Origin of the sequence: Hyphomonas sp. CACIAM 19H1, assembly GCF_003325995.1 — a bacterium.
Lineage (GTDB): Bacteria > Pseudomonadota > Alphaproteobacteria > Caulobacterales > Hyphomonadaceae > Hyphomonas > Hyphomonas polymorpha.
In genome coordinates this window covers 219936-245039 of record NZ_CP016437.1, presented here as the reverse complement: position 1 = coordinate 245039, position 25104 = coordinate 219936, and the positions used below count along the sequence as shown (strand labels likewise).

Genomic DNA, 25104 nt, shown 5'->3' with positions numbered 1-25104 from the left:
CGGACACACGGAACACTCATGGACGCTGCAAGCATCTTTGAATGGCTTAAAGGGAATGCCGAGATCTTCATCGGCATTCTCTCTGCCATCGTGGCTGTGGTGAGCGCGGTGATCGCCCGTGGGGAGACCCGCAAGCAGCGCAAGCTGGCCACCGAGCGCCTGCGCCAGAGCATCGATGCGGCAAGCCTGGACTGGGGCGCCGCCGCGATCGACACGATGGCGCGCTGCGCGACCTTCGTGCGCACCCGGCACCTGCATGCCAACGAGGGCGCCTTCATGGCGGCCAAGTCCAACATGCTGATCCTCCTGTCCACCCTGGTGGACCGGGGGCGGATGTTCTTCCCCAACATCGACCCCGATGGAAAGGGCGTGGAGAAGGAAGGCGCCTATCGCGGCTCGCGCCCGCCGATCCTTGACGCGCTGATGTTCGCCTATCGCGAGGTGGAAGCGACCGCACGCGAGAATGGCCCGCCCGCCGAAGAGTGCGGGGACTTCATCGACGAATGCCGCCGCCTGCTGGTTTCCGAACTGCAGGCTCATCTTGATCCCCGCCGCCTTGACGAAATCGTCGAGCGTTATGATGACCGGTCAAAGGAAAACCGCGCCAAGGCCAGGGAGCAGTCCGCCATACTTCGCGGCAAGCTGCTGACCCGGCGGCCGAACGTGGTCCTTGATCGCGGCTTTGCCAGCAACACTATTCCGGAGCGCCCCCAATGAGCGATGGCACCATTCCGCCCGGCCCTGCGCCGAAATCTGCCTATTTCCTCTCGCACGAGGATGAGGAAGTCGAACGCCGCACGCTGGCGGTGATCGTGGATAACGAGCCGGGCGTGTTGGCGCGCGTGGTGGGCCTGTTCTCCGGACGCGGATACAATATCGACTCCCTCACCGTGGCCGAAGTGGATGCCAGCCAGCACCGCTCGCGCATCACAATCGTCACCCAGGGCACTGCGCACATTCTGGAACAGATCGAGGCGCAGCTGCTGCGGCTTGTTCCGGTGGCGGAGGTTATCGACATCACCAACTCCAAGCGCGGTATCGAGCGGGAGCTGGCGCTGGTGAAGGTAGCCGGCACCGGCGAGAAGCGCGTCGAAGCGTTGCGTATCGGCGAGATTTTCCGCGCCCATGTCATCGACACGACGAATGAGAGCTTCATTTTCGAAGTGACTGGCGCGTCTGACAAGCTGACCCAGTTTGTGGACCTGATGCGGCCTCTGGGCCTCGTCGAGGTGAGCCGCACGGGCGTGCTTTCGATCAAGCGCGGGAAGGAAAAGGGCTGATGACCCTTCGCCTGGCCCTGGCAGCCCTGACGCTGACCGCCCTGCCCCTGATGGCAGCGGCGCAGGCAGCGCCATGTGCTCCGGCCACGAACGACCAGGAACGGCTTGATTGCGATATGGCCCGCGCTGCCGGGATTTCCGGCAGGGGCGAGGGCCTCTTCGGCGCGGCGCCGGAAGCCTGGCTGCGGATCATCGACACCCAGTCTGCCAGCGGCGCAGCCTATGTCTATTATGTGATCGAGGAAGGCCCCTACCAGCTGCTGGAGGCGCGGTCTGTGCCGGGCGCCAGTGCGGCCAGGGCCCCGGCCTGCAAGCTGCGCACGGCGCTGCCGATGGACGTGGCCGTCAAGGTGAAAGAGGCCGCGGCAGGCCTCGCCGCCGCCCCGCCTGACGGCTATGGCCCGCGCGAAATGGTGACGATCAACCCGGACGGGTCGCGCAGCATCCGCCTGATCGTGGACAGCCACGACATCATTACACGCATCAATGCGGGGGATCGCACCCTCAATTTCTCGCGCCTCGCCGGCGCGGAAGATGCGGTTACCCGTCTCAACAATCTTGTCATCGGTGTCGCCAATTTCAGTGGCGACTGGAGCTGCGACGCCGTTTGACCTGACAATCCCCTTCCCTCAACTTTCATCCACCGGAGCTTTAGCAAGCACATGAAGATCTATTACGAAAAAGACGCGGATATCTCGCTGATCCAGAAACTGAAAGTCGCCGTGGTCGGCTATGGCAGCCAGGGCCACGCCCATGCGCTGAACCTGAAGGATTCCGGCGTGAAGCAGATCAAGGTGGCGCTGCAGGAAGGCTCTGCCTCGCGCAAGAAAGCTGAAGCGGCGGGCCTGGAAGTGGTCACCGTTACCGAAGCGGCCAAATGGGCCGATGTGCTGATGATCCTCGTTCCCGACGAGAAGCAGGCCGTTCTGTTTGCCAACGAGATCGAGCCGCACCTGCGCGCTGGTCAGCACCTGATGTTCGGCCACGGCTTCAACATCCACTACAACCTGATCCGCCCCCGGAAAGATGTGGACGTGTCGCTGTCGGCGCCCAAGGGCCCCGGCCACACGCTGCGCAACCAGTACCAGATGGGCTTTGGCCTTCCGGGCCTGATCGCCATCCACCAGGACGCCACTGGCACCGCCCAGGCCGTTGCCCTCTCCTACTCCAAAGCCATCGGCAACACCCGCGCCGGCGTGATCGAAACCTCCTTCCGTGAAGAGACCGAAACCGACCTCTTCGGCGAACAGGCCGTGCTCTGCGGCGGTATCGTCGAGCTGATCAAGGCAGGTTACGAAACCCTCGTTGAAGCCGGCTATGCGCCGGAGATGGCCTATTTCGAATGCCTCCACGAGACCAAGCTGATCGTCGACCTGATCTATGAAGGCGGCATCGCCAACATGAACTATTCGATCTCCAACACGGCCGAGTACGGAGAATATGTCACCGGGCCGCGCGTTGTGAACAGCGCCACGAAAGCCGAGATGAAGAAGGTTCTCGAAGACATCCAGAACGGCACCTTTGCCCGTAACTGGGTTCTGGAAAACCAGGCCGGCGCGCCGGGCTTCCACGCCATGCGCCAGCGCATGAGCAGCCACCCGATCGAGGAAGTTGGCGAGAAACTGCGCGGCATGATGCACTGGGCGCAGAATGACCGCCTCGTGGACAAGAGCCGTAACTAGGGCCCTCGCCGCATATGGCTGACAGATCTTCGCCTCCATCCGGCTTCACCCACCGCCTTGCGGTGCCGGCCGACGAGGCGGAGATCGCCGCCCTGATGGACGTGGCCATCGGCGAACTGCAGAAAGGCTTTTTGAGCCCGGAACAGATCGCCGTGTCACGCTCCATCATGGGGCTGGACCGGACGCTGATTGCGGACGGCACCTATTTCCTGATCCATGACGCAGAAAGCGGCCACCTGGCCGCCTCCGGCGGCTGGAGCCGCCGGGCGACGCTTTATGGCGGCGATCATTCCGCAGGCAAACGCAATGACGCGCTGCTTCATCCGGACACGGATGCAGCACGCATCCGCGCAATGTACACCCATCCGGATTTCACCCGCCGCGGGCTTGGCCGGATGATCCTTTCTCTCTGCGAAACCGCCGCGCGCGCTGAAGGCTTTACCCGGCTGGAAATGGGCGCAACGCTGGCCGGAATACCGCTCTACGAAGCCTGTGGTTACAGGGTCATCGAGCACACCATCGGCGCGGAGGCGGACGGCGTGGCCGTTCCCGTCATCCGTATGGGCAAGCACCTGATCTGACCCTTCGGGCCTTACTGCGCCTTCTGCAACCAGCGCGCATGGGGCCGGTAGCCATCGGCATGCATCCGCGCCAGCGCCGGCGCCACGGCGCGCCAGTGATATTCCAGCGTATCGTTGACAATGTCTGCCAGATCCCCGGCAACGCTGCCGGCTTCCTCGCCCAGCAGCCCCAGCGCGTTCTGGCGCATGACCTCGCGGCGGATCAGGGCTGGCGGATGGGTATCCAGCAGGCGTTCCTGTTCCACGCCATGCTCGAGGATGCTCAGTGTACGCTGCATATAATCGACGCCCGTGAAGACAAGCTCGACCCCGGCATAGGAGAGGTTGGGGCTGTAGCCGCGCGCGCGCATGACATCCATAGCCAGCGCCAGGCCGATATAATCGGCCTCAAGCTCCTTTTCCCAGCTTTCCGGCATGCGCAGCTCTATCTCGCCGCCCTCCCCGTTTCCCTCTGCCGCCATGGAAAGCGACATCCGGGGGGCGCCCTGAAGATGACCGGCTGCGCAATGGCCATACTCATGCCCGAAGATGAAAAACTCCATCGCATCGCGGAACACGCCCACCAGATGGGTGTGATGGGTGGTCATCAGATAGGACTGGGCGGCATGGGGCGCGCCCTGAACGGCATAGGCCGTGAGCAGATCAAAGAAGCGCATACCCGTTTCGGGCGATTGCAGGCGCTGGCGGACCACGCTGTCCCGGTCGGTGGCAAAGTTGAGGTTGCCATCTTCTGCCTGGGTAACCGGGAAGCTGACGGCAGCGACCTTGGACAGGAGGTTGGCAAAACCCATGATGCCGTCATCGATCAGGATCAGGTAATAGGACGGATTATCGACATCGGCGGCAACGCCGTTGACACGCCCGGTCTGCAGGCTGCCGAATACGGGCTGTTTGGGCAGGCCGATCTTCAGGCGCTGGCAGGACTGTTCCAATTGCCCCTGCATCTGCTGCAGCCAGAAATGCGTGAGCGGATCTTCATACCGGCTGAACGGGCGGGCACGGAAGCCGGGCTCCATTTCCTTCCGCCAGGCGTCCAGAGGCAGGCTGGTAATGCCCGCCGCCGTCATGGACTGGTGGAAGTGGACCAGAAACTGCTCGGTAAAGTCGGCGTCGGTGGCGCCCGGCTCCATGCCTGCAAGCCAGGGATGGGAGCGCGCATGCACCTTCTGGAGGTATTCAAGGTCTCCGATGACCTGGCGCCAATGCTCCTTGCTGGTAGCCGCTGGGGCTTCACGCCCTTTGCCTTTCGAGAACCAGTTGAGCATGGTAATCTCGCCCCCGTGCATCATCTCGGCAATGGATGTAGCATGGGTGTCGGATGAGTGGAAATTGGGGGATATTTCACGATGGGCCTGGTTGATGTCGCGCTGGCGCTGGTGTTTGGCCTTTTGGCGGCTTTCATTGCCGGCCAGATAACCGGGCGGGGCAGCAAGCTCTATGACGCCACCCTCGAGCGCCTTGTCCGGCTGGGGCGCATGCGGGCGCAGGGGCTGGACGCGGATACCGGCGAAGAAACCTTCACCGTGACCAAGGCAATGATCCAGCAGGCGCTCGAGGAACATACCAAGCCTGCCAGGTTTGCCTGGGCGAGCAACTTCCTCTGGTTTTCGGCCGGCGCGCTGGTCTCGCTGTTCACCTCGGAAATCCGCGGGCTGGTCGGGCTGGGCTGATCACTCGGCCGCGCGATTAAGATCGACATTGCCGGCCACGCCCGGCACGCGGCCCTTCATCGAATACTGCCAGATGGCATGGGGCAGGCGCGGCGGGCCTTCCAGCGACCGCACCCAGAGCGGGTGGCGCTCGAACCCCTCCCCCGCAAGCCATTCGGCATGAAAGGCAGGCGTGGTGTAAATCACGGGCACGGCGCCGTATTCCTCTTCAAGGCCCGCCAGAAACCGTTTCAGGTCTGCGAGCGTTTCCGCCCGGCCCGCGCGCGGCGCGCAATTGTGAGCGTGCTCCAGATCGACCGCCGGGGGCAGCGTGTCGCTGCGCACCTCGACCTGGCGGATGAAATTTGCCGCCTGCCGCCCGCCATCCTGGCAGAGAAGGTAGAAATGGTAGGCGCCGGTCTGCCAGTGATGGCGCAGCGCGCTCTGCCAATTGGCCTGAAACTGCGTGTCGACATGGCTCTCTCCTTCGGTGGCCTTGAGATAGACAAAGGAGAGGCCTGCCGTGGAAAGGCGCGGCCAGTCCACCGCGCCATTGTGGTGGGAGAGATCGATGCCCTCCGCGCCCGGCGCCAGCAGAGGCCGGGGCGCCTCCTCCACCGGGGCGCCACTTGGCCCACAGGATGCAAGCAGGCAGGGTATGACCAGCACGGACACAAGGCGCAGGCGCAGTTTCATCGCGCCGCGCCCTCAGGAAGTGTCCCGTTCTGGATCATCTCGGTCATGATAGAACCTCATCGGCGGCATATTCAGGGAGACGCAGAATGGCAGCAGACAAAGGCAGAGCGGCCCCCCCGCCAGCGCCCTCACCCGCCAAGCCCGCCGCCCCGGCCGGGCCGAACAATGTTATCGCCGCCGGATGCCGTGTCATCGGCAATATGACACTGGCCGGTTCGCTGCGCCTGGGGGGTGAGATTCTGGGGGACGTCCACTGCCAGGGCGCGCTGGTGGTGGAGGCCACGGGAAAGATCAAAGGCCGGATCAGCGCGGCAGAGATCGTGCTGGCCGGCAGCCTGATCGGAGAGATCGCCGCAACGCGCCGGATGGAAGTCAGCGCCGGAGGCCGGGCGGAGGGATCCATCTTTGCCCCGTCGATGCGGGTGGAGGGCAATGCGGTGATTGACGGCGATCTGCTGATCGCGCCGGAACGTTCGCCCGCCCATATCGAACGGGCGAAGGTTCTCAGCGTGCTGACGGAAGCGCCGGGGACAACGCCCACGGGCGCCGCCGGCTAGTTCTTGTTCTTCTCGATCTGACGCAGGCGCTGCTGCGAAGCGTCATTGGGATCAAACGCGCCCAGAGTCTGGATGCGCTCGCACGCCCAGGCATAGTCTTTCTGGCAGGCCTCCTGCAGAGCGCGGGTGCCGCCCTGAACGTCTTTCGGGCCACCCGTGCCGGTGAAGGCCATGTTGCCCCAGGCCGCGCAGCCGCTGACTTCGCCCAGATCACAGGCTGCCTTGTAGAGACGGCGCCCCTCAGTGAGGTTTGCCTTCACGCCCCGGCCCTGCACCGTCAGATAGGCAAGGCCCGCGCAGCCGCGGCCATCCTTGGCATCGCAGACTTTCTTGTAGTTCTTGGCCGCCGCGGCCAGATCCTGCGAGCCGCCAAGGCCCTTGCGTTCCAGCTCGGCGAGTTCATAGCAGGCCTGATATTCACGGGCGGCGCACTTGGTTTTCGCCGTCTCGCGGGCTTCCTTGAGCTTGGCAAAGTCTGTTTCTGCCTTCTCCATGGCGAGTTCGGCCTGGGTACGCTCGACCCGCCCCGCCGTGCCCTGCGCGCTTGCCGGCAGGGTTATGGCAGCCGTCACCAGGACAGCGCCAAGCATCATGAGAACCTTTTTCATCGATCGGGTCTCCTTTTCCTTGTGTGAGGGTTTAGCGGCAGAATTGGGCAAGGCTGGGGCAGGCCGGCAGACAGATTGCAGTAGCCCCCTGCCCGAGGCGGGTCTACCATCGCCGCAACACACAAAAAATAAGGGAGAAACCGCAATGGCGGCAAGTGATCAGATACCCCTCGGCTCAGGTTTTCACGCCAAGAGCACGGCCAGGGAAGTCGTCGCGGACATCGGCCTTGCCGGCAAAAACGCCATTGTGACCGGGGGCTACTCCGGCATAGGGCTGGAAACTGTCCGCGCGCTGGCAGAAGCCGGAGCGAAGGTGACCGTGCCCGCCCGCCGGCCTGAGGCCGCGCAGGCGGCGCTGGCAGGGATCAGCGGCGTTACCGTCGCCGCCATGGATCTTGCCGATCAGGCAAGCGTGCGCCGGTTTGCGCAGGACCATGTGGCTGCCACGCCGAAGCTGCACCTGTTGATCAACAATGCCGGGATCATGGCCTGCCCGCTCGCCCGCGTCGGGGCCGGCTGGGAAAGCCAGTTCGGGACCAATCATCTGGGCCATTTCGGCCTGTATCAGGGGCTGCTGCCCTCGCTGCGCGCGGCCAATGGCGCGCGCGTGGTGGCGCTGTCCTCGACCGGGCATATCCTGTCGGACGTGATCTGGGAGGATCCGAACTACCAGTCCCGCAAATACGACAAATGGGAAGCCTACGGACAATCCAAATCCGCCAACGCGCTGTTTGCCCTTGGCGTGGACCTGCGCGAGCGGGGCAACGGCATTCGCGCCTTCTCGGTGCATCCGGGCGGCATTTTCACCAATCTGCAGCGCCACCTGCCGGATGAGGAAATGGTCGTGCTCGGCTGGAAAAACCCCGATGGCACGCTGCCCGAAAGGATCAAGGCCTCGTTCAAGACGCCCGAGCAGGGCGCCTCCACCACCGTCTGGGCGGCCACCTCTCCCAAGCTGGAGGGCAAAGGCGGGGTCTATTGCGAAGACTGCGACATTGCCAAAGCCGCCACGCCGGCAAGCCAGCGCTTTGAACACGCCCGCGAATGGATCAGCGACGACGCCCGCGCCGAGAAGCTGTGGGCAATGAGCGACACCTTTCTGGCCAATGCATAACGCCCTGCCCCGTCCAGATTGACGCTTCCGGGCTTTCGGCGCACGAGAACGCGATGAGCGAGACCAACCTTCCCTCCGGCGCTCCGGCAGCTTCGCGGCGCGCGATCCTTCTGGGACTTGCGCTTCTGCTGGTGATTGCCGGAGTGTTTGTGGCCGGGAGGGCTGGCCTGCTGCCCGATGCCGATACGGTGACCAGCTGGATGACAACCCTCAGCGAAAGCCCGTGGGGGCTGGTGGCCGTGATTGCCGTATTCTGCCTGGCGGCCTTTGCCGGCATTCCGCAATTTGCCCTGATCGCCACCGCCGTCGCGGTGTTCGGCCCCTGGTATGGGGCAGGCTATTCCTGGATCGCCAATATGATTTCCGGCGCGCTGACCTTCTGGGTGGGCCGGGCAGCGGGGGAACAGGCCTTCCGCCGATATGCCGGCGCCAGCGCGCAGAGGCTGTCGCGCTTTGTCGGGCGCAATGCGCTGGTGACGAGCGCGATCGTGCGCAATGTGCCCACCGGTCCGTTTCTGCTGGTGAACATGGCGTTCGGCGTCAGCAGCGCCAAATTCCGCGATTTCTGGATTGGCATGGGCATCGGCGTCCTTCCGAAGATCGCGCTGGTGGCTTTTGCGGGGCGCAGCGTTCTGGCCGCGCTTCAGGGCAATCTGGGGATCGCGGTCCTGACTGCTTTGGCAGCCGTCGCCGTTTATGCTGGCGGATATGTCTATTTCCGGCGCCGGGCGGCTCGCGCGCGGCAAATTATTGCGACTGAGACAGCCTCACCGGTTGACAGCGCCGCTGAGGCCGGTGATTAGAGTGACTATGCGCAAAGTTCTGCCCCTTCTTAGCCTGCTTACCGGCCCCTGGCCGGGGACCGACGCCCGAGTCTGAGGGCGGTCGCGCGGCCAGGGGACATTCGAAAAGAACGCTTTTTTCCCGACATCCCGCTGAGCGACGCAAAACCATGACCTCCCAAGACCAAGCTGCGAAATCCGCAAAGAAACCCCGCGTATTCATTTTCGACACCACCATGCGCGATGGCGAGCAATCGCCCGGCGCGTCGATGACGCATAACGAGAAGCTCGAACTGGCAACTCTGCTGGAAGACATGGGCGTCGACATCATCGAAGCCGGCTTCCCTGCTGCTTCGGAGGGCGACTTTGCCGCTGTCAGCGCCGTAGCTGCCCAGTCGAAGAACGCCGTCATCTGCGGCCTTTCCCGCTCCACCCCGGCCGACATTGACCGCTGCGCCGAAGCCGTCCGCAAGGCCGCCCGCCCGCGCATCCACACCTTCATCTCCACCAGCCCTGTGCACATGAAGCACAAGCTGAAGATGGGGCCGAACGCCGTTCTGGAAGCCGTTGGCCGGTCGGTGGCGCAGGCCCGCAACCTGGTGGACGATGTGGAATGGAGCGCGGAAGACGCGACCCGCACCGAGTTCGACTTCCTCTGCAAATGTATCGACGCCGCGATTGCCTCGGGCGCCACTACGATCAACGTGCCCGATACGGTGGGCTATTCCCACCCGGAAGAATATGGCGCGCTGATCCGCAGGCTGATCGAAAACATCCCCAACTCCGACAAGGTGATCTGGTCGGCCCACTGCCATAATGATCTCGGCCTGGCCGTCGCCAACTCGCTGGCTGGCCTCTCCAATGGCGTGCGGCAGATCGAATGCACCATCAACGGCCTGGGTGAGCGCGCAGGCAATGCGGCGCTCGAAGAAATCGTGATGGCGATGAAGGTGCGCGGCGACACCCTGCCCTACGAATGCAACATCAATTCAAGCTATCTGGCCCGGGCCTCTGCCATGGTCAGCCGCATCACCGGTTTCCCGGTGCAATACAACAAGGCCATCGTCGGCAAGAACGCCTTCGCGCATGAAAGCGGCATCCACCAGGATGGCATGCTGAAGAATTCCGAAACCTACGAGATCATGAAGCCCGAAGATGTCGGCGTGGCCAAGACCTCGCTGGTGATGGGCAAGCTGTCGGGCCGCAATGCCTTCCGCGACAAGCTGGAATCCATGGGCTATTTCCTGGAAGGCGAACCGCTTAACGACGCCTTCAAGCGTTTCAAGGACCTCGCTGACCGCAAGAAGCACGTGTTCGACGACGACATCATCGCGCTGGTGGATGAGCAGCTGGCCGCCGAAGGCGAGCGCATCGGCTTCAAGCGCCTGCGCGTCGTGGCTGGTACGGAAGGTCCGCAGACGGCAGAAATCGACCTGACGATCGACGGCGAAGACAAGTATTCCATCGCGCGCGGCAATGGCCCGGTGGACGCTGTGTTCAATGCCATCCGCCAGCTGGTACCGCATCAGGCGATCCTGGAACTCTATCAGGTGCACGCCGTCACCGGCGGCACGGACGCGCAGGCAACCGTCTCTGTACGGCTGAATGGCGACGGCATCATGGCCACCGGGCGCTCGTCAGACCCCGACACGCTGGTTGCCAGCGCAAAGGCCTATCTGCACGCGCTCAACAAGTTTGAAGTTCGCAAGGCCAAGCGCAGCAAGGCGGCCTGATCATCGGTTGGCGGCGGGCTGGTCAGCCCCCGTCCCGCTCTCCGAAGCCATCGGCGACCAGCGCGGCGATGGCTTCCACCGCCTCCTGGGCCTGGGGGCCGTTCGCGGTCAGCTCGATCTCACAGCCGGTATGGGCCACCAGCATCAGCAGATCCATGATCGAGCGGGCATCGGCCTGCTCGCCTTCATGGCGCACGATCACCTTGGCATCATATTCAGCAGCAAGTTTGGCAACCTTGGCGGACGCCCGCGCATGCAGGCCCTTACGATTGACAATAGTCGCGCGGGCAGAGGCAGTGGGAACCGAACTCGACATCAAGGCAGCCTGGCAAGCAGCTCGGAGGCGATGGTGACATATTTCCGCCCGCCTTCGGCAGCGGCGTGAGCGGACTCGTCCAGGCTCAGAACTTCGCGCACTTCGGCCAGCTTGATCAGCATCGGCAAGTTGGCCCCCGACACGATCTCCATCGGCACATTGCCTCGAATGGAAAGAACGAGATTGGACGGCGTGCCGCCGAACATATCCGTCAGCACAACAACGCCATGGCCATCATCGCAGGCTTTGACCGCTGCCAGGATCTGCTCGCGCTTCTGATCGAGATCATCATCCGAATCGATGGAAACAGCCCGCGCACGCCAAAGGCGGCCCACGACGTGCTCCGCTGCCGCGACGAGCTCGTGGGCCAATCTTCCATGGCTGACAACAACAATGCCGATCATTCCGCTACTGGGATGCAACCCTGAACGTTAAACTAACGTCACGTTGTCACGATGCTGCGCCGCGTCAAGGCGCATTCGGCTGAAGATGCGGTGCTTTCCTCAGCCGGTGTGGCCCAGACCCAACACATCGTTCATGTCGTAAAGGCCGGGTGCCTGCGCCGCTGCCCAGATCGCTGCATGCAAGGCGCCTTCGGCAAAGACAGAGCGAGCAAGTGCCGTATGGGAAAGCCGGATCAGCTCTTTTTCGGAGCCGAAAGTCACCTCATGTTCCCCGATCACGCCGCCAGCGCGGCGCACGGCAAAGCCGATCTTGCCGGTTTCGCGCCGGGCTTCCGGCCCGTCATAAGGCGGCGCCCGCAGCGTGCTCAGCGGCGCGCCCCTGCCCTCTGCCGCCGCCGCGCCCAGCATCAGCGCCGTGCCCGAGGGCGCATCCGCCTTCATGCGGTGATGGGTTTCCAGCACTTCGATATCCCAGTCCGTGCCCAGACGGCCGGCGGCAAGACGGGTGAGCGCTTCGAGCAGGTTCACCCCGATGGAGAAATTACCTGCCTTCACAATCGCAAAGCGCGAAGATGCCGCCCGGATGGCGTCCTCCTCAGCCGCAGAGAAACCCGTGGTGCCGATCACAACAGCGCGCACCGTTGTCGCTTCCAGCGCCCGCAGCGCGGAAAGCGTGGCTTCCGGGCGGGTAAAATCAATCCACGCCCCAGCCTCCTCGGCGGCGCCTGCCACCGTCGCCACAGGTTTGATCCCGATCGCGCGCCGCCCGGCAAGAAGACCGATATCGTCGCCATAGGCATTGGCGGCGGCAACTTCAGTGCCGCCCCGGATAGGGATGCCCCGGTCAATCGAAACGGCCGCCAGCTGGCGCCCCATACGCCCGGCGACGCCTGCAATGGCAACACTCATGGCGGTCTCTGGTTTAGTCATTCGATTTCTCCGCGGCAGCATCCGCCCTAGTCTGTTCCAGTTCGCTCCGCAGGCTGGAGAGCTCCCGCTCGCGCAGCTCGTCGGAAAAGGCGCTGGCGAAAACACCCGCCGGCAGCGCCACGACCCCGATCCCCGCGATCGCGATAATGCCGGCGCAGAAGCGGCCAAGCGGGGTCACCGGATAGACATCGCCATAGCCCACCGTCGTCAGTGTGGCCACAGACCACCAGATGGCGCGCGGAATGGACGCAAAGGCTTCCTGCTGGTTTCCGCCAATGCCCTCGACGAAATAGAGCAGCACGGCAGCCACATAAACCAGCGTCACAGCCAGGGCGAGCGAGGTGAGAAGCAGCGAGCTTGCCCGCCGCACGGCTGCGCCCAGCGCTTCAAAGGCAGGAATGAAGCGCGCAATCTTGATCAGACGCGCCAGGCGCAGCACGCGCAGCACCAGCAGCGACATGCCCGAGCCCATCGCCATCAGGATCAGTTCCGGCAGAAAGGCCAGCAGGTCGGCAATCGAATAGAATTGCGCCATGAAACGCAAACGCCCGCGAAACCCGCGATAGGCCGGATCAATGCCCGCGCTCCACACCCGGGCAACATATTCCAGCGCGAAGATGCAGATCACGGTGACATTGAACACATGGAACACAAGCTGCCAGCCCGGCACCTGCAGGGTCGGCTCGGTCTCCAGCGCCAGGAAGAGGAAGCTGAGGATCACCAGCCCGACAATGCAGGCATTGGTGAGCGATAGACCCGTCCGGCGCGCCTCGGGCGCTAATGCCTCATAAAGCCGCCGTTTCAGTCCCATCCCAGCCGTCCCCTTGCTGTTTCTGTCAGCCTCTTAGCACACCGCCCGTTCCCTTGGCGACGGAAGCAACAATCCGCTCCATGACCTGCTGGATCTGCTCGTCCTTGAGCGCTTCCTTCGGCTGAAGGGTAACCTCGATGGCCACCGATTTCTTGCCCTCGGCAACGCCCTGCCCCTGATAGACGTCAAACACATCTACGGAGGTGATCAGCTGCTTCTCGGCAGACTGGGCATGACGCACGATTTCGCCGGCTGCCACGCCCGCATCGACCAGGAAAGCCAGGTCGCGTCGGATCGGCGTCAGCTCGGCGCGTTCCAGCACGGGCTTGGTCTTGGTCGCCTTCACCTTCATCACCGGCAGGGCGTTGAGGTTCAGCTCGAATGCATAGACCGGGCCTTCCACATCCAGCGCTTTCAGCACGCCGGGATGCAGCGCGCCGAAATTGGCGACCGTCATCTTCGGGCCGAGCTTCAGGCTGGCAGCCTGGCCGGGATGCCAGTGCGGCTGGGTCGGCGCCGACACCTGGAACCGGTCGCCCGGCTGGCCAAGCGCAGCGAGGAGCGCGAAAAGATCAGCCTTGGCCGCATACGCATCATAAGGCGCGGCCTTGCCCTGCCAGTGGCGCTCGGCCGCCGGCAGCACCAGCCCGGCAACCACCGTACGCTGATCTTTGGGGCCATCGCCGAGATAGACCGGGCCAGCTTCGAACAGGCGCACCGTACGCTCGCCGCGATTGCGGGCGCGCTGGGCTGCCTGGGCAAGGTTACCCAGCGCAGAGGGGCGCATATAGTTCAGTTCGCTCGCCACGGGATTGGCCACGCTCAGCGCGTCTTCGGTCATGCCGAACAGCTCGGCATGTTCGCGCGCCATGAAGCTCCAGGTGACCGCTTCGAGGAAGCCGCGCGCCGCCATGACGCGGCGCGAGATCGCCACCCGCGCCTGGCGCGGCGTGGTGATGACGCGGCGCCCCCCTTCGGGCAGCGGCAGCGAAGTGGTCGGCAGCTGATCAAAGCCGATCAGGCGCGCAATTTCCTCAACGATATCGGCCGATTGCTCCATATCGAACCGGTGGGATGGCGGCATCAGATACCAGGCGTCGCCCGCGTCCTCGATGTCGAACTCCAGATCCTTGAGAATACGCTTCATTTCCGCCGGCTTGACGACAAGTCCCGTCAGGCGCTCGACATCCACGGGGTAGAAGGTAACCTTCTGCGTACGGATCGGGACCGAACCGGCAATCTTTGCCTTCGACACCTGACCGCCGCCATATTCCAGGATCAGCGCAATCGCGAGATTGAGCCCGTCCAGGCAGCTTTGCGGATCAACGCCGCGCTCGAACCGGTAGCGGGCGTCCGAATGGATGCCCGTGGCGCGGCCGGTGCGCGCGGTGCGCAGCGGATCGAACCAGGCCGCTTCGATGAACACGTCCACCGTCTCTGCCGATACCGCCGTGGAGACGCCGCCCATCACGCCGCCAAGGCCGATGGCGCCGGAATTGTCAGCGATAACGCACATGTCTTCGGTGACGGTATAAGTTTTCCCGTCCAGCGCTTCCAGCGTCTCACCGGCTTTGCCGAGGCGCGCCACGACAGCGCCGGAAAGCCGGGCCGCGTCATAAACGTGCAGCGGCCGGGCCCGGTCGAGCGAGATATAGTTGGTCACATCGACCAGCAGCGATTTCGGCTGAAGGCCGGCCGCCTTGAGGCGTGCCTGCATCCAATCCGGAGACGGACCATTGGTGACGCCCCGGATCAGCGCGCCGGCAAACATCGGGCAGGCTTCGGGGGCCTCCAGCTTGATGTCGATGGGGCAGTCATAGCTGCCATTGATCTTCTTGGGATCATTGCGCAGGAAGCGCCCTGCCCCGGCCGCGGCCAGATCGCGCGCAATGCCCTGCACACCCAGCCAATCGGGCCGGTTGGGCGTCACTTCAAAGTCGATCACCGGGTCTGTCTGGCCGAGCGCTTCTGCCGCCGGCGTGCCGACCTTGAAGTCTCCCTGCAGATCAATGATCCCGTCATGATCATCGCCGGTTTCCAGCTCCCGCGAGGAGCACATCATGCCATGGCTCTCGATGCCGCGAATGGCGCGCGGCTTCTTGTCGAGCGCGAAATCCAGCCCCGGAATGAAGGTGCCGAGCGGCGCATAGATCGCCGTCATGCCCGCACGCGCATTCGGCGCGCCGCAGACGATCTGCTTGATCCCGTCGATGGTCTCCACCGTACACACACGCAGCTTGTCCGCGTCGGGATGTGGCGTGGCCTCGATCACCTTGCAGACCGTGAACGGGGCGAGCTTCTCGCGCGGATCAATAACCTCTTCGACCTCAAGGCCGGCCTTGAGCATCAGATCGAGAATGTCCTGAAGCGACGCCTTGGTGACAAGGTGATCGTTCAGCCAGGAAAGCGAGAAACGCATCAGCTGAGCCCTCCGCTGACGGATGGTGTAAGCCAGGGTGAGAAGCCGTAATGGCGGGTCCATTGCGGATCGGCTTCGAAATAGGGGCGCAGGTCCGGCATGCCGTATTTCAGCATGGCGAGACGGTCCACGCCCATGCCGAAGGCAAAGCCCTGATGCACGGCCGGGTCAATGCCGCAATTGCGCAGCACATTGGGATGCACCATGCCGCAGCCAAGGATTTCCATCCAGCGGTCACCGGCGCCAATCTCGATGGCGTCGCCCTTGCGGGAATATTTCACGTCCATTTCGGCCGAAGGCTCCGTGAACGGAAAGAAGTGGGGCCGGAAACGCGACTCCACATTGTCCACCTCGAAGAAGGCTTTCACGAAATCGATGAGGCAGCCTTTGAGGTGCCCCATATGGATACCCTTCTCGATCACCAGGCCTTCGACCTGGTGGAACATCGGCGTATGGGTCGCGTCCCAGTCATTCCGGTAAACGCGGCCGGGCACCAGAATGCGGATCGGCGGCTTTTCTTCCATCATCGTGCGCACCTGCACGGGGCTCGTATGCGTACGGAGCACTTTGGGCGTGTCGCCTTCCAGCGCCTTCATGAAGAAGGTATCGTGCGTCTCCCGCGCCGGATGGCCCAGCGGGAAGTTCAGCGCGGTGAAATTGTGCCAGTCGTCTTCGATGTCGGGCCCTTCGGCCACGGTGAACCCCATATCGCCGAAGATCGCGGCGATCTCCTCGAACACCTGCATCACCGGGTGCAGCGCGCCCTCGCCGGGGCCGGGTGCGGGGGGAAGCGTCAGGTCCACCCGTTCGGTCACCAGGCGCGCTTCAAGCGCGGCATTCTCCAGCACATCCTTGCGCAGGCGGATGGCCTCATCCACGCGGGTCTTGAGGGTGTTGAGCAGAGGCCCCTGCGCCTTGCGCTCCTCCGGGCTCATCTTGCCCAGCGCGCCCATCAGAGCGGAGACCCGCCCCTTCTTGCCAAGCTCGGCCACGCGCACGGCGTCCAGAGCGGCAAGGTCGCCCGCCGCTGCTATGGCGGCCAGCGCTTCTTGTTCGATCGCGGTTATGTCGGACACTTGGAGTTTCCCTTTCAGGTCAGACCGTCGCGGCTTTCTAGTCGCTAGGATAAGGGCGAGGCAATCAGCAAAACGCCCGCAGGCCGGAACCCGCGGGCGTCTCAGAAAACGAGGCGAGGCCGTGGGCGCCGATCAGGCGCGCGCAGCCTTCTTGCGAGCAAGGCGTGCGCGCTTGGTGTTACCAAACACGCGGATCTTTGCCCGCTTTCCAAGGTTGGCGGTCCATTTGGCGTTGCGGCGCTTGACGCGCGGCTTCTTGCCGGCGGTGAGAACGCTGTTCGGGGATTTCGACATCTTGTTTCTCTCCGGGCTGGATTAGGCGAGGGCAGCTTTGGCTTGGGCGACGAGCGCACCAAAAGCCTCAGGCTCGCGCACGGCGAGGTCAGCCATCACTTTACGGTCGACTTCAATACCGGCCTTGGTCAGGCCGTTGATGAAGGTCGAATAGTTGAGGTTCTCGTCGTGGATGCGGACGGCAGCATTGATACGCTGGATCCAGAGCGAGCGGAACTGGCGCTTCTTAACCTTGCGGCCAACGTAAGCATACTCGCCAGCTTTCCAGACGGCGGCGTGGGCGTTGGTGAAGGTATTCTTGCGGCGGTTGCGGAAACCCTTGGCCTGCTTCAGGATTTTCTTGTGGCGGGCGTGGGCGGGAACTTTGGCGCGTGAACGGGGCATCGCGGCCTCCTGTCAGAAAGTGTTCAAAATCAACGGGGTTAAAGGGGTTTGCCCAGCCTTAGAGGCCGTAAGGCAGGTACTTTTTCACGCGGGCTTCATCCGCCTTGGCGCCGACGGACGTGCCGCGGTTCTGGCGGATATATTTCGCGTTATGGCTCATCAGGCGGTGACGCTTGCCAGCGACGCCGTGCTTCAGCTTGCCCGTTGCGGTGATTTTGAAGCGCTTTGCAGCGGCCTTCTTGGTCTTCATCTTCGGCATCTTTGTCTCCTTAAACTGTAGAGCTCACACCAGATCTGGCGGCCCAGGACACGCGGGTCAGGGGGCAATGCCGTCGCCCCAAAACCCGGAAGTGGCGGCTTATGGCGGAACATCCGCCATGAATCAAGAGGGCGGCCTGCGCCGCCCTGCCGATTAATCCAGAATGAGCCCAGAGCCCGGGACACCCCTCAGCGCGGGGCGAGCACCATGGTCATCTGCTTGCCCTCAAGCTTGGGTTCGAGTTCGACCTTCGCGGTCTCCTCGAAATCCTTCTTCATCTTCTCGAGAAGCTCCATGCCGAGATGCTGGTGGGCCATCTCGCGGCCCCGGAAGCGCAGGGTCACCTTCACCTTGTCGCCTTCTTCGAAGAAGCGGGCGATGGCGCGCGCTTTGACTTCGTAGTCGTGCTTGTCGATGTTCGGGCGGATCTTGATCTCTTTCAGCTCGGAAGATTTCTGCTTCTTCTTGGCTGCGGCCTTTTTCTTGCGCTCTTCAAAGCGCAGCTTGCCATAGTCGAGGATCTTGACGACCGGGATTTCCTGCCCGGCCGACACTTCGACCAGGTCCATCGATGCTTCTCGAGCCGCGTCAAGCGCGGCGGCCAGGGGCATCACACCCTGCTTCTCGCCATTCTCGTCAATCAGCAGCACTTTTGCGGCGCGGATTTCTTCGTTGATGCGGGGGCCAGCCTGTTTCTTGGGCGGCGCATCGGCTTCAGGTCTGCGAGCTATGGGAGATCTCCTTTGGTTGCTCAGAAAGTCGCGGGAATATGCCTGTGTTCGGGGCATTCTTCAAGGCGCGAGGCTTTGGCAGCCGCTGAAGCGCAATGCAACTGCCAAAGTTAGCTGCCTGAATTGCTCTCCGGGCGAAGATGTCCTTAATCGCAGGCCTAGAGAAACAAAGCCTTGGGGGCGCCATCATGAAACTTGCCGCTATCCTTGCCGCTGGCTGTCTGCTGCTGGCCGGCCCCGCCTTCGCGCAGTCAAAACCCGAAGCGCCAGCGAGCCTCGCCAGCAAGATCGAGGGCCTTGAGGCAAAGCCCGGCTTTCTGGACCTCTATGTCGACAAGGCCGCCGGCAAGGTGTTTGCCGCCCTGCCCGCCCCGGATGAGGATGGCCTCTCTGTCCGCTTCATCTATTCCACCGGCCTCACCGCCGGGCTCGGCTCCAACCCCATAGGCCTAGACCGGGGCAACGCCACCTCCGGCGATATTGTCCGCTTCCGCCGCATCGGCGAGAAGGTGGTGGCCGAGGCCGAGAACTGGAGATACCGCGCCACGTCCGGCCGCAGCGATGAGGAACGCTCCGTTCAGCAGAGCTTTGCCAATTCCTTCCTATGGTCCACGGGCATCGAGGCCACCGGCGCCGATGGCCGTCTGCTGATCGACCTTTCCGGCTTTCTGACGCGCGACGCCAGCGACATCGCCAGCGCCCTGAAGCACGGCAAGGATGCGGGCGATTACCGCCTGGCGGCAGACCGCTCGATGCCTGATCCGGGCGCTGTTCTCTCCTTCCCGGCCAATGCCGAGATCGACGCCTTCCTGACCTTCGAAACCTCCAGGCCAAACGCGCAGACCTATGCCACCGCCGCCGATGCGCGCGCGGTAACGCTGGTGCTCCACCATTCCTTCGTGCGCCTTCCCGATGAGGGCTATGCCCCCCGCCTGTTTGACCAGCGCACGGCCAGCATCGGCATGGGCTTTCATGATTTCTCCGCCCCGCTGGGCGCGCCGCTCGTCTCCCGCTTTTCCCCGCGCATGCGGCTGGAACGGGTAGACCCGGCCGCCGCCTCCGGCCCGGTGAAGGAACCAATCGTCTTCTATGTCGACAATGGCGCGCCTGAAGAGATCCGCGACGCCCTGATTGAGGGCGCCAGCTGGTGGGCGCAGGGGTTTGAGGCGGCGGGTTTCGAGAATGCCTACCGCGTGGAGGTCCTGCCCGAAGGCGCCCACCCGCTGGATGTACGCTACAACGTCATCAACTGGGTGCACCGCCAGACGCGCGGCTGGTCCTATGGCGGCAGCGTGATGGACCCGCGCACCGGCGAGATCCTCAAAGCCAACGTCATTCTCGGCTCCCAGCGTGTCCGGCAGGACCGGATGATCTTCGAAGGCCTGGCGGGCGCAGCAAAGACCGGCACCGGCGCGGCCGATGATCCGGTGGAGGTCTCCCTCGCCCGGATCCGCCAGCTCTCCGCCCATGAGGTGGGCCATACCCTTGGCTTTGCGCACAACTTTGCCGCCAGCACGAATGACCGGGCCTCGGTGATGGACTATCCGGCGCCCTGGGTGCGCCCGGCGGCCGGTGGCGGGCTGGACTTCAGCAACGCCTATGCAACGGGCCTTGGCGCCTGGGACATCTTCACGGTGAAATGGCTCTATGCCCAGTTCCCGGAGGGCGGGGACAACCTGCCTGCGCTGAACCAGATGGTCGATCAGGCCTATGGCAGCGGCCTGCGCTTCGTGTCGGACAATCACGCACGCAGCAAGGACACAGGCCACCCCTTCGGCGCCGTCTGGGACAATGGCGCAGACCCCATCGGGATGCTCGACGAGGTGATGGCGGTCCGCCAGATTGCTCTGGCGAATTTCAGCCCCGAAGCCCTCTCCAATGGACGGCCGCTATCTGAGCTGAACGCCGTGATCGTGCCGATCTATCTTTACCACCGCTATCAGGTGGAGGCCGCCGCCAAGAGCATTGGGGGCCTCGACTTCCGGTATCATGTGAAAGGCGAAGGCGAGACTCCGGCCCGGCCGGTAGCGGCCGCCGAGCAGCGCCGGGCGCTGGAAGCCCTTGTAAAAACACTGAAACCTTCCGCGCTGGACCTGCCCGACAGCGCGCTGAACTACCTGACGCCGGGCGATGTCGGCTATGCGGGCGGCGGCACCATCGAGGAGCTGTTCCCGAACCGCACGGGGCCGGTGTTCGATCTGGCCGCGTCTGCGGAGATTGCTGCAGGAGTGACGCTATCTGCGGTGCTGGATCCGGCCCGCGCCAACCGGCTGATGGCGTATGAGGCGCGGGATCCCGGCGCGCTGACCCTGAGGCAGATGATCGAACGGCTGGAAACGGCTATTTTCTCAGAAGAAAAAAGCCCTCGCCTCACTGCGCTGAGCGGCATTGTGCAGACCCGCTTTGTCGCCGAGCTGATTGGCCTCTCACGCAGTGAAACGGCCTCGCCGGGCGTCAAGGCCGTGACAGACAGCTACCTGGCCGGGCTGCAGACACGGCTTTCCACGCCCAAAAGAGGACAAATCCGGACAAATCCGGACACCTCACGGGCACTGGCGGACATGATCGGCAAGCATCTGGCCGGGGATGATCTGCCCGCCGCTATCCTGCGCCCGGCGCCCCCTGCCCCCGCCGGCGCGCCCATCGGATCGATGACCGGCGCCATGGGCCAGATCGAAGAATGCTGGTTCTGCGGAGCTGAATAGCTGCGCCCCTAGGCCGGCGCGATCCCCAGCGCGCGGACGGACTGCCAGACATCGTCCACCGACAGCTCTTTCAGCGTCGGGGCGGAGTTGACGATGACGGTCCTAGGGCCGCGCGGGGCCGAATGGTCCGGGTTGCTTTCGGTCAGCGCGAAGAGGGCGATGCCGGGGGCGCCGGCCAGGGTCGCCATATGCATCGGCCCGGTATCATTGCCGACGACGAAGACCGCCGTTTCCGCCAGCGCGACGATCTGGAAGAGGTCTGTGCGCGTCACGAGGTTTTTGACGCGCGGTTCGCGCTTCACCAGTTCCTGGGCGATTGCGCTTTCGGCCTTGCCGCCGATGACGACCGGCGTGATGCCGAGATCGGCGATGCGGCGGGCGAGTTCGGCATAGTTCTCGATTGGCCAGCGCTTGGCTTCCCGGTGTTCCGACGCGCCGGGAATCAGCAGCATGTAGGGCTTCTGGATGCCGAAATAGGCCGGACTCAGCCGGGGCGTGTCGCCCAGCTTGGGCCGCACCCAGCCGAGATCCGGAAACGGCGCGCTCTTGCCCAGCCAGCGGCCCTGAGGCGCCACCCCGGCGACCTCAAGCTGCTCGGCCAGCCGGTCAATCGAGTGCATCCCCGCGCGGGCCGGATTATCGTGGAAGAAGGCAGCCTTCTCATGATGGCCTGACCACAGCGGCGCCTTCCCGGCGCGGGACAGCACCGAATAATAGTTCCGGGTGCGCCCGCTGGTCTGGAAATCGTAGATGATGTCGTATTTCGCCTTGCGCAGGCGGCTGAGCAGCGCGTTGGTGGCTTTCAGCCCCTCGGGCCGGCCATCGGTCTCCACCACGTCGAAATACGGGCAGGTCTTGGCGAATTCTTCGTAAGGCGGGGTGGTCAGCAGCGTGATGCGGGCAGACGGGTGGAACTCGCGTACAGCGCGCATGGCGCCCAGCGCCAGGACAAAGTCTCCCAGCGCGCTGAGCTTGATGACCAGCACTTCCTTCGCCTTCGCGCCGGGATTTACCGGGCTGGCGCCGCTTCCGCGCGCACTCGACAAGTGTTCAATTCCCCTTCTCCAACAGGCGCTTATAGACGTTGAGTGTCGCCGTCTGAAGCCCCCTCTTGGAGAAATGGCGCAGGACATGCGCCCGGCCCGCCGCGCCCATGGAGGCGCGCACCGTGGGGCCAAGCCCGATCATGGCCCGCAGCGCGCCTGAAAGGGCCCGGGCATCCCCCGGCTGGACGCGCGCGCCGGTCTCGTATTCGATGACGGTTTCCCGCCCGCCGCCATGATCGGAAACGATCACCGGACGCTCCATCGCAGCGGCCTCTGCCGCCACCCGGCCGAAGGCCTCCGGGCGGGTCGATGGGGCAAGCACGATGTCAGACGCCAGGTAAGCGGCGGCCATGTCGCCGATATGCGGAACAATGATCACCGAGCGTTCAAGGTCGAGCCCCGCAATCTTGTTCTGCAGCGCATCGACATAGTGATCGCGCCCCTGCGGGTCTCCGGCGAGGACCAGCACCATCCCCGCGCGTTCGTCCGGGGCCAGAGCGGCGAAAGCGTCAATGGCGAGGCCCTGCCCCTTCCATTCGGTGAGGCGGCCGGGGAGGAACAGCGTCAGGCGCTTGTCTCCGAGCAGGCCCCAGCTCTGGCGGATCGCATCCACGCGGGCAGGCGCCACAGCCTTGGGATCGAACTCGGCCAGGTCCACCCCGCGCGGGATGGTGACGATCCTGTCTGCCGGCGTTTGGTGAACCTGGCAGATGTGATCGGCAATCCAGTTGGAATTGGCGATGACGATGTCGCCCTTGGCCATCACGGAATTATAGGCGCGCTTCAGACCCGAGGTTCCCGAATAGGCGCCGTGATAGGTGGTGACAAAGGGGACACTTTCGGCCTTTGCCGCGGCATAGGCGCTCCAGGCCGGAGCACGCGAGCGGGCGTGGACAAGGTCCACCTTCTCTTCACGGATGATCTGGCGCAGCTTGCCTTCATTGATCCGGATGGTCAGTGGGTTGCGGCTTTTTGCATCCATACGGAAGAGTTCGCCGCCCAAGCGCTCGAATTCGGCTTCCAGCCTTCCACCTCGGCTCGCAAGCAGGGCGCGCCCGCCTGCCTCGACGATGGCCTCGGTCACCTCCAGCACGGTACGCTCCACACCGCCCGCCGAAAGCTCCGGCGCAACCTGGAGGATCACCCTGTTCTTCAAATCCGGAAGTTCGCCCAAAACGCGGCCCTGACTACTCACTTGACAGGCGTGAGAGATGACGGAAGGCAGCAGCCATGACAACGGAATATTTCACCTCACCCGAGGGCCGCCGGCTGGCTTTCAACAAAATCCCGCCTGTAAACGGGCGGCCAACCTTCATCTGGCTGTCAGGCTACAGATCGGACATGGCGGGCAGCAAGGCGCAGGCGGTCAGCAGCTGGGCTTGGCAGACCGGAAATGGCGCTGTTTTGTTTGACTATTCCGGCCATGGCGAATCAGAGGGCCGTTTCGAGGACGGAACAATTTCCAGCTGGCGCGAAGATACGCTGGCCGCTATCGACACCCTGTCGGAAGGCCCGCTTGTCCTGGTAGGCTCCAGCATGGGCGGGTGGATGGCGCTGCTGGCGGCGCTTGCCCGGCCCGAGCGCGTAAAGGGCCTGGTGCTGATTGCGCCGGCGCCGGATTTCACCGAAAAGTTGATGTGGGCAGGCCTCAGCCAGGCCCAGCAGGAAGAGATCATGACGCGGGGCGTCACCCTTCGCCCGTCAGACTATGGCACGCCCGACCCGATCACGAAGGCGTTGATCGAGGATGGCCGCCAGTGGCAGATTTTGGACGCGCCGATTGCGTTTGATGGCCCGGTGCGCATCCTTCAGGGGATGGAAGATCCGGACGTGCCCTGGCCACACGCCCTGGAAATCAATGAGCGGCTGACCTCTTCCGATGTCATCCTTACCCTGATCAAGGACGGCGACCATCGCCTCTCCCGCGATCAGGATGTGGCAAGACTGATTGCCGCTTGCGCGGACATGGCAAATCTGACCAGCGCCTGAAGCGGCGCGCATCAGGCTGACGGGCTTTCCGGGTTCAGCATTTCGGCGGGCATGATGATCCGCACGAGGGCGCCTTCGGGAGGATAGTCGATATCGGTGTGCCCGCCGACATTGGCGATAACGCGGCTCATCAGCGTTGAGCCAAAGCCCCCTGCCCCGCGCTTTTCGGGATCAAGGCGCGGCCCGCCGGTCTCGCGCCACTCAAACAGCAGGTTTTCCGCGCCGGTGGCGGTGTCCTTTTCCATCTGCCAGGAGAGGAGGACCCTGCCCTCCGGCACGCTGAGCGCCCCGTATTTGGCGGCGTTGGTGCCCAGCTCATGCAATGTCAGCCCCATCACCACCAGGGTCTGCCCGCCGATCGGGATGTGGGCGCCCGCCGTGCTGAGCTTTGGTGTGCCGACGATCGAGAAAGGCTCAAGCGCCTGCTCGATCACCGAGCGCAGACCCACCTCTTCCCCAGCCCGGAAACCGCGCAGGAGCAGATTTGACCGGCCCAGAGCGCTGACACGTTCGCGCAGGCGGGCAGCCAGTTCCTGGGCGCTGGTGACGCCCCGCAGCGACAGCGAGATGATCGCGTTCATCGTGGCGAAGATGTTCTTCAGCCGGTGGTCCAGCTCCTGCGCCATGGTTTCCTGCTGGTCGGCCAGGCGGCGCGTTTCCTCCAGCGCGCGGGCTTCGGCGCGGAAGGCGTGCATCATCAGGGCAATCAGCGCCAGCTCGGTGGACACCACGAACATGTAGAGGCCCATGGCCAGCAATGTGCCGGCCGAGAAATCTGCCCCTACCGGCGGAATGAAAAAGTACCAGGACGCAAATGCCGAGAGCAGCGCCACCAGAATGCCCTGGCGCACCCCGAAGACGAAACCGCTGACAATCACCGCCGGGAAGAAGGTCAGGAAGGGAAATCCCTGCGGCAGATAAGGGTCAAACCAGCTGCGCAGGCCGAAGGCGAGGGCAAAGATGGCGACGCTGGCCACATAGGTCGCCAGCGCAGCCGGGAGGGACAATCGCCCCTCGGCCGCGGCGAAAGCTGGAAGAGACTGTAATTTCGAGCGCAC

28 protein-coding genes are annotated in these 25104 nt (G+C 63.9%); 12 read left to right on the top strand and 16 right to left on the bottom strand.

Annotated elements, in window-relative coordinates:
• Positions 1-18: 18 nt before the first annotated feature.
• The 5 genes from BBF93_RS01165 to BBF93_RS01145 are packed head-to-tail and all read left to right on the top strand — an operon-like array spanning position 19 to position 3543.
• The gene (locus tag BBF93_RS01165) at positions 19-717 is read left to right on the top strand and encodes a hypothetical protein (RefSeq protein WP_035593833.1); all 699 of its coding nucleotides are present in this window, start codon (positions 19-21) and stop codon (positions 715-717) included.
• Positions 714-1280: an acetolactate synthase small subunit gene (gene ilvN, locus BBF93_RS01160; protein WP_035593831.1), complete on the top strand. Its 567-nt coding sequence runs from the start codon at positions 714-716 to the stop codon at positions 1278-1280. Before BBF93_RS01165 ends, ilvN begins: the two co-directional genes overlap by 4 nt.
• The gene (locus BBF93_RS01155) at positions 1280-1891 is read left to right on the top strand and encodes a hypothetical protein (protein WP_114104754.1); all 612 of its coding nucleotides are present in this window, start codon (positions 1280-1282) and stop codon (positions 1889-1891) included. The genes ilvN and BBF93_RS01155 overlap by 1 nt, the downstream gene beginning before the upstream one ends.
• A gap of 51 nt (positions 1892-1942) precedes the next feature.
• Complete coding sequence (gene ilvC, locus BBF93_RS01150; protein ID WP_114104753.1) at positions 1943-2962, top strand: ketol-acid reductoisomerase; 1020 nt, start codon at positions 1943-1945, stop codon at positions 2960-2962.
• 14 nt (positions 2963-2976) lie between these two features.
• Complete coding sequence (locus tag BBF93_RS01145) at positions 2977-3543, top strand: GNAT family N-acetyltransferase (protein ID WP_035593826.1); 567 nt, start codon at positions 2977-2979, stop codon at positions 3541-3543.
• Positions 3544-3554: 11 nt separating this feature from the next.
• On the opposite strand, the gene BBF93_RS01140 is transcribed toward BBF93_RS01145, so the two are convergent.
• Positions 3555-4808, bottom strand: coding sequence for a hypothetical protein (locus tag BBF93_RS01140; protein WP_035593824.1), 1254 nt, complete (start codon positions 4806-4808; stop codon positions 3555-3557).
• A gap of 81 nt (positions 4809-4889) precedes the next feature.
• Here BBF93_RS01140 and BBF93_RS01135 point away from each other — a divergent pair, with 81 nt between their 5' ends.
• Entirely contained in the window at positions 4890-5213 is a 324-nt protein-coding gene (locus tag BBF93_RS01135; protein ID WP_035593821.1) for a hypothetical protein, read from the top strand.
• On the opposite strand, the gene BBF93_RS01130 is transcribed toward BBF93_RS01135, so the two are convergent.
• Positions 5214-5888: a GH25 family lysozyme gene (locus tag BBF93_RS01130; protein WP_051612173.1), complete on the bottom strand. Its 675-nt coding sequence runs from the start codon at positions 5886-5888 to the stop codon at positions 5214-5216.
• An 86-nt stretch (positions 5889-5974) separates the two neighbouring features.
• Between BBF93_RS01130 and BBF93_RS01125 the strand changes: the two genes are divergently transcribed.
• On the top strand, positions 5975-6445 hold the full coding sequence (locus tag BBF93_RS01125; protein ID WP_051612172.1) for a polymer-forming cytoskeletal protein: 471 nt from the start codon (positions 5975-5977) through the stop codon (positions 6443-6445).
• Here the strand turns inward: BBF93_RS01125 and BBF93_RS01120 are convergent.
• The gene (locus BBF93_RS01120) at positions 6442-7053 is read right to left on the bottom strand and encodes a tetratricopeptide repeat protein (protein WP_035593819.1); all 612 of its coding nucleotides are present in this window, start codon (positions 7051-7053) and stop codon (positions 6442-6444) included. The two genes, BBF93_RS01125 and BBF93_RS01120, sit on opposite strands and share 4 nt — an antisense overlap.
• Before the next feature lie 145 nt (positions 7054-7198).
• Here BBF93_RS01120 and BBF93_RS01115 point away from each other — a divergent pair, with 145 nt between their 5' ends.
• From BBF93_RS01115 to BBF93_RS01105, 3 genes are all read left to right on the top strand, one after another.
• A complete protein-coding gene (locus BBF93_RS01115; RefSeq protein ID WP_035593816.1) occupies positions 7199-8167 on the top strand; it encodes an oxidoreductase in 969 nt (322 codons plus the stop codon).
• 53 nt (positions 8168-8220) lie between these two features.
• On the top strand, positions 8221-8970 hold the full coding sequence (locus BBF93_RS01110) for a TVP38/TMEM64 family protein (RefSeq protein ID WP_051612171.1): 750 nt from the start codon (positions 8221-8223) through the stop codon (positions 8968-8970).
• Positions 8971-9119: 149 nt separating this feature from the next.
• The gene (locus BBF93_RS01105; protein ID WP_035593814.1) at positions 9120-10682 is read left to right on the top strand and encodes a 2-isopropylmalate synthase; all 1563 of its coding nucleotides are present in this window, start codon (positions 9120-9122) and stop codon (positions 10680-10682) included.
• A 22-nt stretch (positions 10683-10704) separates the two neighbouring features.
• Here BBF93_RS01105 and BBF93_RS01100 read toward each other — a convergent pair whose 3' ends face one another.
• From BBF93_RS01100 to infC, 10 genes are all read right to left on the bottom strand, one after another.
• Positions 10705-10998 (bottom strand): HPr family phosphocarrier protein, encoded by a 294-nt coding sequence (locus BBF93_RS01100; protein ID WP_051612170.1) that lies wholly within the window; start codon positions 10996-10998, stop codon positions 10705-10707.
• Complete coding sequence (locus BBF93_RS01095) at positions 10998-11402, bottom strand: PTS sugar transporter subunit IIA (protein ID WP_035593812.1); 405 nt, start codon at positions 11400-11402, stop codon at positions 10998-11000. The genes BBF93_RS01100 and BBF93_RS01095 overlap by 1 nt, the downstream gene beginning before the upstream one ends.
• A 99-nt stretch (positions 11403-11501) precedes the next feature.
• Entirely contained in the window at positions 11502-12332 is an 831-nt protein-coding gene (gene dapB, locus BBF93_RS01090) for a 4-hydroxy-tetrahydrodipicolinate reductase (protein ID WP_199288428.1), read from the bottom strand.
• Positions 12325-13143, bottom strand: coding sequence for an ion transporter (locus tag BBF93_RS01085; protein ID WP_035593807.1), 819 nt, complete (start codon positions 13141-13143; stop codon positions 12325-12327). Before BBF93_RS01085 ends, dapB begins: the two co-directional genes overlap by 8 nt.
• 25 nt (positions 13144-13168) lie before the next feature.
• Positions 13169-15562, bottom strand: a complete 2394-nt coding sequence (pheT, locus tag BBF93_RS01080) for a phenylalanine--tRNA ligase subunit beta (RefSeq protein ID WP_114104750.1) — start codon at positions 15560-15562, stop codon at positions 13169-13171.
• Positions 15562-16638, bottom strand: a complete 1077-nt coding sequence (gene pheS, locus BBF93_RS01075) for a phenylalanine--tRNA ligase subunit alpha (protein ID WP_114104749.1) — start codon at positions 16636-16638, stop codon at positions 15562-15564. Before pheS ends, pheT begins: the two co-directional genes overlap by 1 nt.
• Before the next feature lie 132 nt (positions 16639-16770).
• On the bottom strand, positions 16771-16932 hold the full coding sequence (locus BBF93_RS19435; RefSeq protein WP_157532615.1) for a hypothetical protein: 162 nt from the start codon (positions 16930-16932) through the stop codon (positions 16771-16773).
• Between the two features lie 21 nt (positions 16933-16953).
• Complete coding sequence (gene rplT, locus BBF93_RS01070; RefSeq protein ID WP_035593801.1) at positions 16954-17316, bottom strand: 50S ribosomal protein L20; 363 nt, start codon at positions 17314-17316, stop codon at positions 16954-16956.
• A 58-nt stretch (positions 17317-17374) separates the two neighbouring features.
• Positions 17375-17575 carry a 50S ribosomal protein L35 gene (gene rpmI / locus BBF93_RS01065; RefSeq protein WP_011645460.1) on the bottom strand — a complete coding sequence of 67 codons (201 nt, stop codon included), beginning with the start codon at positions 17573-17575 and terminating at the stop codon, positions 17375-17377.
• A 188-nt stretch (positions 17576-17763) separates the two neighbouring features.
• On the bottom strand, positions 17764-18363 hold the full coding sequence (gene infC / locus BBF93_RS01060; RefSeq protein ID WP_233349230.1) for a translation initiation factor IF-3: 600 nt from the start codon (positions 18361-18363) through the stop codon (positions 17764-17766).
• 131 nt (positions 18364-18494) lie between these two features.
• Here infC and BBF93_RS01055 point away from each other — a divergent pair, with 131 nt between their 5' ends.
• Positions 18495-21011, top strand: coding sequence for a zinc-dependent metalloprotease (locus tag BBF93_RS01055; protein ID WP_162786361.1), 2517 nt, complete (start codon positions 18495-18497; stop codon positions 21009-21011).
• Between the two features lie 8 nt (positions 21012-21019).
• Here the strand turns inward: BBF93_RS01055 and BBF93_RS01050 are convergent, their stop codons facing one another.
• The gene (locus BBF93_RS01050; RefSeq protein ID WP_114104747.1) at positions 21020-22057 is read right to left on the bottom strand and encodes a glycosyltransferase family 9 protein; all 1038 of its coding nucleotides are present in this window, start codon (positions 22055-22057) and stop codon (positions 21020-21022) included.
• Between the two features lie 4 nt (positions 22058-22061).
• Positions 22062-23201 (bottom strand): glycosyltransferase family 4 protein, encoded by a 1140-nt coding sequence (locus BBF93_RS01045; RefSeq protein ID WP_233349229.1) that lies wholly within the window; start codon positions 23199-23201, stop codon positions 22062-22064.
• 86 nt (positions 23202-23287) lie between these two features.
• Between BBF93_RS01045 and BBF93_RS01040 the strand changes: the two genes are divergently transcribed.
• A complete protein-coding gene (locus tag BBF93_RS01040) occupies positions 23288-24046 on the top strand; it encodes an alpha/beta fold hydrolase (protein ID WP_114104746.1) in 759 nt (252 codons plus the stop codon).
• Between the two features lie 11 nt (positions 24047-24057).
• On the opposite strand, the gene BBF93_RS01035 is transcribed toward BBF93_RS01040, so the two are convergent.
• Complete coding sequence (locus tag BBF93_RS01035; protein ID WP_233349228.1) at positions 24058-25053, bottom strand: HWE histidine kinase domain-containing protein; 996 nt, start codon at positions 25051-25053, stop codon at positions 24058-24060.
• Positions 25054-25104 lie beyond the last annotated feature (51 nt).

Excerpts from the sequence above, each read along its gene's own strand:
- BBF93_RS01165 (WP_035593833.1), top strand. The coding sequence starts at position 19 with ATGGACGCTGCAAGCATCTTTGAATGGCTTAAAGGGAATGCCGAGATC.
- ilvN (WP_035593831.1), top strand. The coding sequence starts at position 714 with ATGAGCGATGGCACCATTCCGCCCGGCCCTGCGCCGAAATCTGCCTAT.
- BBF93_RS01155 (WP_114104754.1), top strand. The coding sequence starts at position 1,280 with ATGACCCTTCGCCTGGCCCTGGCAGCCCTGACGCTGACCGCCCTGCCC.
- ilvC (WP_114104753.1), top strand. The coding sequence starts at position 1,943 with ATGAAGATCTATTACGAAAAAGACGCGGATATCTCGCTGATCCAGAAA.
- BBF93_RS01145 (WP_035593826.1), top strand. The coding sequence starts at position 2,977 with ATGGCTGACAGATCTTCGCCTCCATCCGGCTTCACCCACCGCCTTGCG.
- BBF93_RS01140 (WP_035593824.1), bottom strand. The coding sequence starts at position 4,808 with ATGCTCAACTGGTTCTCGAAAGGCAAAGGGCGTGAAGCCCCAGCGGCT.
- BBF93_RS01135 (WP_035593821.1), top strand. The coding sequence starts at position 4,890 with ATGGGCCTGGTTGATGTCGCGCTGGCGCTGGTGTTTGGCCTTTTGGCG.
- BBF93_RS01130 (WP_051612173.1), bottom strand. The coding sequence starts at position 5,888 with ATGAAACTGCGCCTGCGCCTTGTGTCCGTGCTGGTCATACCCTGCCTG.
- BBF93_RS01125 (WP_051612172.1), top strand. The coding sequence starts at position 5,975 with ATGGCAGCAGACAAAGGCAGAGCGGCCCCCCCGCCAGCGCCCTCACCC.
- BBF93_RS01120 (WP_035593819.1), bottom strand. The coding sequence starts at position 7,053 with ATGAAAAAGGTTCTCATGATGCTTGGCGCTGTCCTGGTGACGGCTGCC.
- BBF93_RS01115 (WP_035593816.1), top strand. The coding sequence starts at position 7,199 with ATGGCGGCAAGTGATCAGATACCCCTCGGCTCAGGTTTTCACGCCAAG.
- BBF93_RS01110 (WP_051612171.1), top strand. The coding sequence starts at position 8,221 with ATGAGCGAGACCAACCTTCCCTCCGGCGCTCCGGCAGCTTCGCGGCGC.
- BBF93_RS01105 (WP_035593814.1), top strand. The coding sequence starts at position 9,120 with ATGACCTCCCAAGACCAAGCTGCGAAATCCGCAAAGAAACCCCGCGTA.
- BBF93_RS01100 (WP_051612170.1), bottom strand. The coding sequence starts at position 10,998 with ATGTCGAGTTCGGTTCCCACTGCCTCTGCCCGCGCGACTATTGTCAAT.
- BBF93_RS01095 (WP_035593812.1), bottom strand. The coding sequence starts at position 11,402 with ATGATCGGCATTGTTGTTGTCAGCCATGGAAGATTGGCCCACGAGCTC.
- dapB (WP_199288428.1), bottom strand. The coding sequence starts at position 12,332 with ATGACTAAACCAGAGACCGCCATGAGTGTTGCCATTGCAGGCGTCGCC.
- BBF93_RS01085 (WP_035593807.1), bottom strand. The coding sequence starts at position 13,143 with ATGGGACTGAAACGGCGGCTTTATGAGGCATTAGCGCCCGAGGCGCGC.
- pheT (WP_114104750.1), bottom strand. The coding sequence starts at position 15,562 with ATGCGTTTCTCGCTTTCCTGGCTGAACGATCACCTTGTCACCAAGGCG.
- BBF93_RS19435 (WP_157532615.1), bottom strand. The coding sequence starts at position 16,932 with ATGTCGAAATCCCCGAACAGCGTTCTCACCGCCGGCAAGAAGCCGCGC.
- rplT (WP_035593801.1), bottom strand. The coding sequence starts at position 17,316 with ATGCCCCGTTCACGCGCCAAAGTTCCCGCCCACGCCCGCCACAAGAAA.
- rpmI (WP_011645460.1), bottom strand. The coding sequence starts at position 17,575 with ATGCCGAAGATGAAGACCAAGAAGGCCGCTGCAAAGCGCTTCAAAATC.
- infC (WP_233349230.1), bottom strand. The coding sequence starts at position 18,363 with ATGCCCCGAACACAGGCATATTCCCGCGACTTTCTGAGCAACCAAAGG.
- BBF93_RS01055 (WP_162786361.1), top strand. The coding sequence starts at position 18,495 with ATGAAACTTGCCGCTATCCTTGCCGCTGGCTGTCTGCTGCTGGCCGGC.
- BBF93_RS01040 (WP_114104746.1), top strand. The coding sequence starts at position 23,288 with ATGACAACGGAATATTTCACCTCACCCGAGGGCCGCCGGCTGGCTTTC.